This window comes from Metabacillus bambusae (assembly GCF_017497975.1).
GTDB classification, from domain to species: domain Bacteria; phylum Bacillota; class Bacilli; order Bacillales; family Bacillaceae; genus Metabacillus; species Metabacillus bambusae.
The window spans coordinates 72,653-84,842 of the sequence record NZ_JAGDEL010000017.1 but is presented as its reverse complement, the minus strand read 5'-3'; the positions used below and the strand labels follow the sequence as shown (position 1 = coordinate 84,842).

General features: G+C 35.1%; 12 protein-coding genes. All 12 read left to right on the top strand.

The annotated features are described in order from the left end of the window. Positions 1-80 precede the first annotated feature (80 nt). The 12 genes from hisC to ypjB all read left to right on the top strand — a co-directional run bounded on the left by hisC (position 81) and on the right by ypjB (position 12,173). Complete coding sequence (gene hisC / locus I7822_RS19720; protein ID WP_207980793.1) at positions 81-1,166, top strand: histidinol-phosphate transaminase; 1,086 nt, start codon at positions 81-83, stop codon at positions 1,164-1,166. A 201-nt stretch (positions 1,167-1,367) separates the two neighbouring features. Next, positions 1,368-2,471, top strand: a complete 1,104-nt coding sequence (locus I7822_RS19715) for a prephenate dehydrogenase (protein ID WP_207980792.1) — start codon at positions 1,368-1,370, stop codon at positions 2,469-2,471. A 54-nt stretch (positions 2,472-2,525) separates the two neighbouring features. Continuing rightward, on the top strand, positions 2,526-3,821 hold the full coding sequence (gene aroA, locus I7822_RS19710; protein WP_207980791.1) for a 3-phosphoshikimate 1-carboxyvinyltransferase: 1,296 nt from the start codon (positions 2,526-2,528) through the stop codon (positions 3,819-3,821). A gap of 226 nt (positions 3,822-4,047) precedes the next feature. Next, positions 4,048-4,968 carry a hypothetical protein gene (locus I7822_RS19705; protein ID WP_207980790.1) on the top strand — a complete coding sequence of 307 codons (921 nt, stop codon included), beginning with the start codon at positions 4,048-4,050 and terminating at the stop codon, positions 4,966-4,968. Between the two features lie 375 nt (positions 4,969-5,343). Continuing rightward, a complete protein-coding gene (locus tag I7822_RS19700) occupies positions 5,344-6,612 on the top strand; it encodes a tetratricopeptide repeat protein (protein ID WP_207980789.1) in 1,269 nt (422 codons plus the stop codon). A 79-nt stretch (positions 6,613-6,691) separates the two neighbouring features. Continuing rightward, complete coding sequence (locus I7822_RS19695; RefSeq protein WP_207980788.1) at positions 6,692-7,243, top strand: ReoY family proteolytic degradation factor; 552 nt, start codon at positions 6,692-6,694, stop codon at positions 7,241-7,243. A 519-nt stretch (positions 7,244-7,762) separates the two neighbouring features. After that, positions 7,763-8,215, top strand: coding sequence for a YpiF family protein (locus I7822_RS19690; protein WP_207980787.1), 453 nt, complete (start codon positions 7,763-7,765; stop codon positions 8,213-8,215). A gap of 144 nt (positions 8,216-8,359) precedes the next feature. Further along, positions 8,360-8,866 carry a Rieske (2Fe-2S) protein gene (locus tag I7822_RS19685; RefSeq protein WP_207980786.1) on the top strand — a complete coding sequence of 169 codons (507 nt, stop codon included), beginning with the start codon at positions 8,360-8,362 and terminating at the stop codon, positions 8,864-8,866. A 4-nt stretch (positions 8,867-8,870) separates the two neighbouring features. After that, entirely contained in the window at positions 8,871-9,545 is a 675-nt protein-coding gene (gene qcrB / locus I7822_RS19680) for a menaquinol-cytochrome c reductase cytochrome b subunit (RefSeq protein ID WP_066331901.1), read from the top strand. Positions 9,546-9,624: 79 nt separating this feature from the next. Next, entirely contained in the window at positions 9,625-10,392 is a 768-nt protein-coding gene (locus I7822_RS19675; protein WP_066331899.1) for a menaquinol-cytochrome c reductase cytochrome b/c subunit, read from the top strand. Between the two features lie 307 nt (positions 10,393-10,699). Further along, positions 10,700-11,296 (top strand): lipoprotein heptaprenylglyceryl N-acetyltransferase LhaT, encoded by a 597-nt coding sequence (lhaT, locus tag I7822_RS19670; RefSeq protein WP_207980785.1) that lies wholly within the window; start codon positions 10,700-10,702, stop codon positions 11,294-11,296. Positions 11,297-11,381: 85 nt separating this feature from the next. Then, on the top strand, positions 11,382-12,173 hold the full coding sequence (gene ypjB, locus I7822_RS19665; RefSeq protein ID WP_207980784.1) for a sporulation protein YpjB: 792 nt from the start codon (positions 11,382-11,384) through the stop codon (positions 12,171-12,173). Positions 12,174-12,190: the final 17 nt, after the last annotated feature.

The following is a 12,190-nucleotide window of genomic DNA, read 5'->3' as shown; positions in this document are numbered from 1 at the left end:
ACTTTAAGATAGAATACAACATTGTCAGAGGGAAGTTCCCTCTGATTAAGTTTCACTTATAGTAGGAGAGGTGTTATGCTTTGCAAATAAAAGAGCAGTTACTAAGTTTAAAACCATATCAACCAGGAAAACCGATTGAAGAAGTGAAAAAAGAGTTTAACTTAACAAAAGTAGTCAAACTTGCATCAAATGAAAATCCTTATGGTTGCTCAGAAAAAGCAAAACAAGCAATACTAGATGAGCTTGATCAGTTAGCTATATATCCAGATGGATATAGTGCTCTTCTTCGTACACAGGTAGCTAAGCATGTAGGTGTAAATGAAGATGAATTATTGTTTGGAAATGGGTCTGACGAAGTCGTACAAATTATTTGTCGTGCACTTTTAAGCCCACAAAAAAATACGGTGATGGCTACTCCAACATTTCCTCAATACAAACATAATGCTGTGATTGAAGGAGCAGGGATTCGAGAAGTTCCACTTGTTGATGGTGACCATGACCTTGATGCAATGCTCACTCAGATTGATGAAAACACTACAGTGCTGTGGGTATGCACACCAAATAATCCTACTGGTACATATGTTAAAAAACAAGAACTATTAGATTTTTTAAGTAAAGTACCTAAACATGTTCTTGTTGTAGTTGATGAAGCCTATTATGAATATGTGGTGGCAGAAGATTACCCGCAAACGGTCCCACTTTTAAATGATTATCCGAATCTAATGATCCTTAGAACTTTTTCAAAGGCATACGGACTTGCTGCTTTGCGTGTTGGCTATGGGATTGCAAATGCTGACTTAATTCGAAAAATTGAGCCTGCAAGGGAACCATTCAATACGAGTCGTGTAGCACAGGCTGCGGCAATTGCTGCATTAGAAGATCCAGCATTTGTTTCTGAATGCAGCGATAAAAATAAACAAGGTCTGCAACAATTCTACCAATTCTGTGAAGATCTAAAATTAGACTTTTACCCATCAGAAGGAAATTTTATCTTAATCGATTTTAAGAGAGATTCAGATGAAGTTTTTAATGCTTTACTTAAAAAAGGGTATATCGTTCGTTCTGGAAATGCATTAGGTTTTCCAACTCATTTACGTATTACAGTTGGGACAGAACAACAAAATGCAGAAATAATTGAGATATTAAAAGAATTCGTTCTTGAATAAACATAATAGATTAAAGTTTTAGTCCTCTTTTCAAATAGAAGAGAGGACTAAATTTTAGAATACTTTATCTTATATGCAACAACTATTAAACGTATTGAATATACAATCATATAATGTTCTTTTTTTATAATTTCATTTAGTATAACCCTTACTTTATCTATGAATAGCCTCTAAGAATGATAGGCAAAAAAGGTGATTTAGATGGTGAAAAACATTTATTTAATAGGACTCGGCTTAATAGGGGGCTCTATTGCTTTATCAATTAAACAAAAAGATCCTTCAATACATATCATTGGATTTGATATAAATGAAGATCAAGTGATGCTAGCAAAAAAGATTGGTGCTATTGATGAAATCTCTCCAACTCTTTTTCCGAATCTAGCCTCTGTTGATATTATTTTTATTTCCACACCTGTTCAGCAAACAATAAACATCATAGAACAGCTTCAAGCTGTGGAGTTGAAACAGGGTGTAATTATTACAGATGTTGGTAGTACAAAAGTGAAAATAGTAGAATGTGCAACTAAATATCTAAATGGTAGAATTAAATTCATCGGAGGCCATCCGATGGCTGGCTCACATAAGTCGGGGATTTTAGCCGCAAAGCCTCATTTATTTGAGAATGCTTTTTACATATTAACCCCTTCAGAATATGTAACCCCACATGATCTTTCAGTTCTAACAGAGGTCCTAGAAGGAACGAAAGCTAATTTCATAGAGATGTCTCCTGAGGAACATGATAAGGTGACAGGGGTAATAAGTCATTTTCCTCATATAGTTGCTGCAAGCTTGGTGTATCAAGCAGAAAGCTATGAAGAACAATTTCCTCTTGTTAAAAGACTCGCAGCTGGCGGCTTTCGAGATATAACTCGAATTGCCTCTAGCAACCCTGCAATGTGGAGAGATATTTTACTACACAACAAAGGTCCATTGTTAAATCTGTTTGAAGAATGGATTTCTGAGATGGAACGAGTTAAAAGCTTTGTAGCAAATGAACAAGCTGATCAATTATATACGTATTTTGAGCATGCGAAACAATATCGAGATGGTTTGCCTGAAAAACAAAAAGGGGCAATCCCATCATTCTATGACTTATTTGTGGATGTTCCTGATTACCCAGGTATTATCTCTGAGATAACTGGTTATTTAGCGAAGGAAGAAATAAGTTTAACTAATATTCGAATTATTGAAACGCGAGAAGAGATTTATGGAGTATTAAGATTAAGCTTTCAAACTGAACGTGATCGTGAATTAGCAATAGATTGTATTGGCAAATATTCAAATTATGATACATTTATCATATAACAAGTGGATATCAACTAAAAAAGAATTCATATGTATTTAATAGAGGTGGATTTAATGGCAGATTTTAAAAAGTTATCTAAGGTAAGCAGCTTAGCCGGTTCTGTTGAAGTACCAGGGGATAAATCAATCTCCCATCGAGCTGTAATGTTTGGGGCTTTAGCAGATGGTAAAACGGAAATTTTAAATTTTTTAATGGGTGCTGATTGTTTAAGTACAGTTTCCTGTTTTCGAAAAATGGGTGTAGCAATCGATATTCAAGAAGGGCTTGTTACTGTCGAAGGAAAAGGCTTAGGTGGTTTAAAAGAGCCTTCAGAGATCCTAGATGTAGGTAATTCAGGTACGACAACCAGATTAATGATGGGTATTTTAGCTGGAACCGACTTCCATTCATGTATTATTGGTGATGAGTCAATTGCAAAAAGACCTATGTCTCGTGTAACTAATCCATTAAAGCTGATGGGTGCAACAATTGATGGACGAGAAAATGGACAATATACTCCTTTAGCAATTCGTGGTAACAACCTACATGGGATAAACTATGAATCACCAGTTGCTAGTGCTCAGGTAAAATCAGCAATACTATTAGCAGGATTACGGACAAATCAAGAAGAAACAACGGTAACTGAACCACATAAATCGCGAGATCATACTGAACGAATGTTAAGAGCGTTTGGCGTTAAAGTTAAAGAGGACGAGAGATCAGCTTCAGTTATAGGTGGGCAAAGCCTTAAAGCAACAAATATCTTTGTACCAGGTGACATCTCATCTGCAGCCTTTTTCCTTGTTGCAGGAGCTATTGTCCCTAATAGTGAAATACTCTTAAGAAATGTCGGCATTAACCCGACAAGAACAGGAATTCTCGATGTGTTAAAAATGATGGGTGCTTCAATTGAAATAATCCCACATGAAGACCAGACTTTTGAGCCAATTGCTGATATTTTAATTAAAACGTCATCTTTAAAAGGAACAACCATTAGTGGTGACTTAATTCCTAAACTAATTGATGAAATTCCAGTTATAGCATTATTGGCAACTCAGGCTGAAGGTGACACAATCATTAAAGATGCAAGTGAGCTTAAAGTGAAGGAAACGAACCGAATCGATACGGTAGTCGGTGAATTAACAAAAATAGGAGCAAACATTAAGGCGACTGACGACGGTATGGTTATTACAGGTAAATCGAAATTGCTAGGAAATGCAACTGTATCTAGTCATGGAGATCATCGAATTGGGATGATGCTTGCTATTGCTTCATGTATTACCGAAGAGCCAATTAACTTAGAAGATGCTAAAGCAATTGATGTATCTTATCCAAACTTTTTTGACCATTTGTCATTATTATCTAAATAATATTTTACTTTCTTTCCTACTCAAAAAAACTATTGAGATAAGCTTTCTATTATTGATTAGTAAATCAAAACCAAGCTTGGTTTTGATTCAATTAATGATAAAGCTATCTCTTTTTTTGTCTTTAGGAATTTATAAAATTCTGTACTGTGGAGTGAAAACAATGAGCATAATTTATCAGATCCCCACATAGCTTGTCTTATAGAGGATGAAAGGTGGGGAGTGTATCATGAGTTATATCATTGACAGGGCAAATCTATTAAAGTCTGATGGGCTAGAGAAAACATCAATATTAATTGATAAAAATAAAATTGAATTTATGCGTCACACGATGGAAAATATTCGTTTTATGAAAATGGATATGAGTTCTTATTTATTAACCCCAGGATATGTCATGCTTGATTTTTCTCTTCATACGTTACTTCATTTCCAAGAATTCAAACAAACTATCATTGAAAAATATTTAAAAAGAGGATGTACAACACTTCTAACGGTTGTAAATATAGATTATGAACAACAACTAAGTGCAAAAATAAAACAAAAAAGACACTTAATGATTAATTCTCCGATTGATTATTATATTAGTATTAAGATGCCATTTAAAGCTTTGAGCCCTTCAATTTTAAGAAGATGTAAACAAGAAAATATTTCTGTAGTTTTTGTGGAAATTGATGATACTGATAAGCTCACCTCAAAATCCTGGGGATGGATAAGAGACGCAATGTTTTCAAATCCAATCACTCTTATTCCATTTTTACGAGATGAAAGCACTGCTAATAATAAAAAGCAAAAGCTCCTTCAAGTATGGAGGGGAATAATGAAAGAACATCGATTATCTTCCATTCCAATTCCATTAAAAGAAGGAGTACCATTAACAAAAGATGTTTTAATGAGAATAGGTATTTATCCTGAAAAAGGAGATATTCGTGTAGGTGGACAAGTAAATTATAATTTGTACAAACTAAACGAAATAAGGTATCATACCGATGGTAAGCCTATTATCAATTATGAAGAAGACCTTCCGAACATTACTGCACACCAAGGAAGATTAATTAATGTAAACGGAGAAATCTCATTTCATCCAGGAATTGGCGAGGAATGTTTTATCACAATTTCAAGTCGTTTCATACCACAATCAGCTTCATTTTGATGTATGATAAAGATATGTAAATAACAATACGAAATAGGGGAAAACCTCAAAGACATCAAACATCTAGTTTTAAATAAACCTTTAAGTTATTTAATATGTATGTCGTATTAATAATTGGCTCTTTTCTAAAAGATTGTTGCTACTAACACAAAAACTATTTCAGGTTGATTGGAGCGGATTGCGAGACTCCTGTGGGAGCAGCGAGACAGGTGAGACTCATGCAGGCGTTTACGCCAAGGAGGCTCACCGCCCTCCCCACGGAAAGCGAGTATCTCTCGCTGCAATCAACCAAACCGCATTACTTGGTAAATAGCAACAAAGCTTGCGAAAACAGCCTAATAATTTAACCAATTGTTTATAAAGAAAGGAATTACTATGTTTAATCAAGTACTAAACGAAGCAATAAATCTTGTAAATAAAGGTGAAACAGAAGAAGGATTAAATTTATTAGCTAATATCCTTCCAACACTTCATGATGAAGAAAAACTCCATTTAGCTGATCTATATTATCAATGGGGTATCATTGATCAAGCACATGGAATTGTTGAAGAACTTCATTTTCTGTATCCTGAGGAAACACAAGTAACATTATTTTTAGCCGAACTCTTCTTAGATTTGGAGAAAGAGGAAGAAGCAATCAATTTATTAAATACAATTACATCTGACCATGAGGCATATCCGCAAGCGCTTCTCCTTTTAGCTGATTTATATCAAATGCAAGGTTTAGCTGAGGTCAGTGAACAAAAATTGCAAGAAGCAAAGCAATTATTACCTGAAGAGCCTGTAATTGATTTCGCACTAGGTGAATTTTATTTTCACCAAGGCCAATATAAGCATGCAATACCTTTTTATAAAGCAATCGTAAAAGATCAAAAGTCTATTTCAGGTGTTTCAATTGAACAAAGGTTAGCTGAGTGTTTAAGCGCTACAGGTGAGTTTGAGGAATCTCTTGATTATTATAAACAAGCAGTAATCGAACAAGAGGAACTTAACACGTTATTTGGATATGGTTTTACTGCTTTTCAAGGAGGATTTTATAAAACAGCCATTCAACAATTTACTAGGCTAAAAGAAGTAGATCCGCATTTTTCTTCCCTTTATTTGTACTTGGCAAGGGCGTATGAGCACGAAGGTCTTTTACCAGAAAGTCTTGAAACAGTTCAAGAGGGAATTAAGGTTGATGAGTATAATAAAGAACTGTACTTATATGGTGGTAAGATTGCCATTAAATCTGGCCATATGCATGATGCTGAAAATTTATTGCGTGAAACACTTGCCATAGATCCAGGTCATATTGAGGCAGCTATTACATTAACTCATATATTTCTTCAAGAAGAGAGATATGATGATGTAATTGATTTAATATCTGAAAGTAAAAGATATGGAGAAGAGGATCCTCAGTTTGAATGGAACTTAGCACGAGCTTATCATCAAAAAGAAGAGTATACACAGGCATTAAATCATTATCAACTTGCATATAATTCTTTCAAGGATCAACGAGAATTTCTTCATGAATATGGTTACTTTTTATTGGAAGAAGGTCGTAAGCAAGAAGCTAAGAAAATATTTGGGGAAATATTAATGCAAGACCCTTCAAATGTCGAAATTGGTGAGATATTGCTACAATTAGAAGATGAGATTTAAGGGGAATAAGAAGGATTTTATTTTGTTTTTGTGGAATTAACATAGTATGAATTAATTGAACTGCAGAGGAGGGAATTGTATGGTGGCCCCTGTATCTGTCCACGAAAAGAAAGATTTTGTCAGGTGGTTTTTAAACCATTATCAGCTGAAAAGAAGAGAATGTGTGTGGATTTTAAATTATTTAATGAGTCATGATACCTTAATGGAAAAAGTTCATTTTGTTGAGCAAGCACAGTATTGTCCTAGGGGGATAATCATGTCAACGCATTGTGTTGAAGAAGTTCCTTTTCGCTTTTATAAAGAAAACGTAATGACAACAGATGCAGAAAAATCATTCCATGATATACGTTTAAATAAAGATGAAGAACTTTTTATTCAACTTAATTTTAGATCTGTTTATCAATCACCACAGTACGCCGCTGTATTAGAATCAAATCCATTTATGCCCGAACACTTACATGGAAATGAGAAAGATCGTGAAGTTGCTGAAAAAGTTCTAGATCATTCCCTTCAAACCTTTCAAAAGGAAAAACTGTTACAATTAATTGATGAAGCTCTTGATCTTCAAGACAAAGAGGGATTTCAAAGACTTACACAGCAATTGATAAACTTGAAAAATCATCAAGGTTAAATAAGTAAGAGCGGCCTACATATCTTAAGCTGCTATAAAGAGTAACACTTTTTGAAAGTATTAAAAATTTTCATTATTCTAGAGACTATTAAAGAAGCTAACAACCTATGCACTAGGTGTGGCTTCTTTTTTTCTTTTTGGCTCTCCCCTGAAATAACTGTAGATAACTTTTTAATTCATTCATATATGTGCTAATAATTTGGTATGAATGTCTGTTAAACTTGGTTGTTGATTTCCGCTGCATGCGTTCGCTTCCCGCGGGCGGTCCGGGAGCCTCTTCGGTGCTTTTCACCTGTGGGGTCTCCCTTTGGATACGCACTCCCACAGGAGTCTCACATATCTGATCAATCAACAAAAGTTCCAAAATCAACAGTGAGCTTTAACAAAGCCTTCTTTTTAAGAACTTTTCCAATTTTCAAAGACTATCATAGTCTCTTTATATGCTTCATATTTAACAATTTGTAAGACAAGCTTTATAATAGATCTAGTCGTAAAATAATCGGTTAGGAGTGGAATAAATTGAAGTGGGTTGCAAGTGATGTAGATGTAATTAACCAATCAAAAGAGTATGTAGATACTGCGATAATTCCGTTAATCCCTGTTTCTTTAAAGACAGATTTTAAAGGTACAGTGTCAAAAGGTGAGTTTATTACGTATGTTTCAGATGAACTTGAGAGACAATTAAAAGGAAGAGTATTCTTATTTCCTTCATTTTCATATTTAAAGAGTTCTGAGAAAGTGATTGAAAATGTAATAGAATGGAAAAATGAAATACAACAGGAATTTAAGCATGTTCTTTTTCTTACAAGTGATGAAACTTTAAAAAACAGTAAATGCGAACAGCTAAAGGATCATCTTATTTGGTTACCATCAGTACCGTTTGAGCATATGGATGATAGTTTGATGAGAAAGCTTTTAATGGATCAAGTCGAACAAATTTTGAACATTTTATTACAATCTTGGAATAATTGAAAAAAACCTTTTTATTTCCAAGAATACAAATCAGGATTTTATTGACCTCGTGGAAAGATTGATATATCATGAGTATGTCCTAGTTTTATATGTCATTTCCGTATGTCCTAAACGGACTTAGCTTAAGATAGAGGGGGGAAAATGATGAGCGAGAAAAAACATCGAGTTTCTAGACGTCAATTCTTAAACTACACGCTTACCGGTGTAGGCGGTTTCATGGCTGCAGGTATGCTTATGCCTATGGTTCGCTTCGCACTTGACCCTGTGCTCCGACCAGCAGAAGAAACAGAGTTAGTACAAGTTGTAAAGGTTGACGAAATAACGGAAGAACCTCAACGCTTTGACTTTAAAATCAAACAAAAAGATGCTTGGTATGAATCAGAAGAAACAAGATCAGCTTGGGTTTTTAAAAGCGGTGACAAAATTACTGCTTTATCACCAATCTGTAAGCACTTAGGCTGTACTGTCGGTTGGAATAACGACCCAGCCAATCCGAACCAATTTTTCTGTCCGTGTCACTATGGCCGATATGAAAAAGATGGAACAAACGTTAAAGGAACACCGCCAATTGCGCCACTTGATGTTTATGTGCACGCAGTTAAGGACGGCTACTTATTCTTAGGTAAAGCAAAACCACGAGGGGAGGCGTAATCTATTGCTTAACAAAATTTATGATTGGGTTGACGAACGTTTAGATATTACGCCGATGTGGCGAGATATTGCTGACCATGAAGTTCCTGAACACGTAAACCCTGCACACCATTTTTCTGCCTTTGTATATTGCTTCGGCGGATTGACATTCTTTGTAACAGTTATTCAAATTCTTTCTGGTATGTTCTTAACAATGTATTATGTACCAGATATTAAAAATGCTTGGGAATCAGTTTTCTATTTGCAAAACGAAGTAGCTTTTGGTCAAATTGTCCGTGGTATGCACCACTGGGGAGCTAGTCTTGTAATAGTTATGATGTTCCTACATACATTACGTGTATTTTTCCAAGGTTCATATAAAAAACCTCGTGAATTAAACTGGGTTGTTGGCGTACTTATTTTCTTTATTATGCTAGGTCTTGGTTTAACAGGTTATTTATTACCATGGGATATGAAAGCGTTATTTGCAACAAAGGTTACATTGCAAATTGCTGAATCAGTACCACTAATTGGACCAACAGTTAAAACATTATTATCTGGTCATCCAGAAATCGTTGGTGCGCAAACACTTACACGTTTCTTTGCTATCCATGTTTTCTTCTTACCAGCTGCACTTTTCGGTTTAATGGCAGCTCACTTTATCATGATACGTAAGCAAGGTATTTCTGGTCCACTATAGGATCGAATGAGTAAATAGAAATTTAAAACCGATAAAATTAACTTTTTATCGGAAACCACCTTAGTAAGGAGGGGAAATCATGCATCGCGGAAAAGGTATGAAATTTGTAGGTGACTCTCGTATTCCTGCAGAGAGAAAGCCGAATATTCCGAAGGACTATTCAGAATATCCTGGAAAAACAGAAGCGTTCTGGCCAAACTTCCTTTTAAAGGAGTGGCTAGTAGGTGCTGTTTTCTTAATTGGTTTTTTATGTTTAACAGTAGCACATCCATCGCCGCTTGAGCGTGTGGCTGACCCTACTGATGCTGGTTACATTCCATTACCAGACTGGTACTTCTTATTCTTATACCAATTGTTGAAATATTCTTATGCATCTGGTCCTTATACGGTTATAGGAGCAATTGTTATTCCAGGTCTAGCTTTCGGTGCTTTAATGTTAGCTCCATTTTTAGACCGTGGTCCACATCGTCGTCCGGCAAAGCGTCCTATTGCAGTAGGAATGATGATTCTAGGTGTAGCGGGTACGTTTTACTTAACTTGGGAATCTGTTGCAACTCATGACTGGGAAGCTGCAGCTGAACAAGGTAAGATTAAAGCAGAAGCAGATATTGATAAAGAATCTGAAGGTTATGCAATCTATCAGGAGCAAGGCTGTATATCTTGTCATGGTGACAATCTTGAAGGTGGAGCTGCAGGTAAGGCTCTAGTTGATAATGGATTAGAACCTGACAAAATTGCGGATATTGCTAAAAATGGTCAAGGTGCTATGCCTGCTGGCGTATTCAAAGGCACAGATGAACAATTAAAAGTATTATCAGAATTTATCTCTGGTGTTACGGCAAAATAAAAGCTGACTATTGTCAGCTTTTTTTGCACGATTAGAATTTATATCTAAGTAAAAAAGACATTCGCCATCAGGACTATGGAGAAAATCAAAGCAATATAAGAAAGTATAAATTATTTGTATTAGTGTCAGAACCGTCATCTAGTTTATCTTTGGAAAAACAAAATCCATTTTTTCTTTTTTCTATGTCATATACCCCTTAACAATTGAGGTAAAGATTCCTCTTTTTCACAATTGTCTTAATTACCCGAGGTTGATAAAGGTACAAGTGCATTTCTAATAAATAACAAAGAGTCTGGTGAGTGGGAAAATGAAAATATTTCAATATGTTTTAGGTCAGAAGCCTATTTTAATCGCCATGTTTTTAATTAACTTTTTCGGAACCTTTTACGGTTACTATTGGTACAGATATCAATTGTCTGAAACTCCAGCACACTTTTATTTATTTGTTCCTGATAGTCCCACTGCAAGTTTATTTTTTTTGATTGTTTTACTTGGGTTTTTAATTCGTAAAAATTTTCCTCTAATAGAAGCTTTAGCAATTGTTACGCTATTCAAGTATGGGATTTGGGCCGTCATAATGAACATTTTAGTATTGTTGATTGATGGAAGTTTACCTTGGGAGGGGTACATGTTAATTGCATCTCATTTTGGAATGGCTATACAAGGCTTACTTTATGCACCGTATTATCGCTTTAAAATTTGGCATTTATTAGTTGCTGCTGTTTGGACTTTACATAATGATGTAATTGACTATGTTTTTGGGATGATGCCGCGATATAGCATGTTAATGGATTATAGTAATCATATTGGTTACTTTACTTTTTGGCTAAGTATCATTTCACTTTTAATTGGTTATGTTTTAGTACTAAATAAACGGTCTTACCAATTAACCCTACCAAAATAAAAAACTTTTTTAGCTTGAAATAATTTGGTCTAACCTTGTCCATTTCTACATACGATTCTTAGTAGAAGTTCTAGGGGGGACAAGGATGAAGAAATGGATAGTCGCACTCATTATTGGAATGGTGCTGATTCACATAAAACCAGCACTCGCAGAAGAAACTTATGACTGGGAATCGTTAAATCAGATTTCTGATTCAGCATTACAACTAGCGAAGCAAGAACGTTTTAGCGAGTCTGCCCAATTACTTGAATATTTTGCTGTTAAATTTGAAGAAATACCAATTGATAGAGAGTATATATCACTAGATCATTTTAGAACTATTACTAGTACTCACAAAAATGCAAAAGATATCATACAAGATGAAAAGGTAAGTACAGATGAAAAAGTGCGTTCCTTAACAAAGTTCCGCTTAGTTGTAGATGCAATGGTATCTGAGCATCAACCATTATGGGGTTCGATGGAATCATCAATTATGGAAACATTCTCTCAAATGAAAAGTGATGTTGAAGAAGGGGACATTCAATCCTTCCAACATGATTGGAATCAATTCTTAGCTTTATATGAAGTGATTTACCCTAGTATACAAGTTGATTTTGATAGTCAACGTGTTAAAAAGATGGATGCCCATATTTCTGTAGTAGAGGATCGCTTGTTCCAAGAGATTCCTGAAACGAGTCGTGTTAAGCAATTAGCTATCATGGAAGAGGAATTAAAAGCACTTTTCGAGAGAGTGAAAGAGGATGAGGCAGATCCATCATTACTATGGGTCATAATTTCAACTGGGAGTGTGATTTTATTATCATTATCATACTCTGGTTGGAGAAAGTACCGAGGAGAAAAGGAAAAACAAGCGAAAAGGGAAAATAATAACCAATAGAAAAAAGAGGTTAGAAT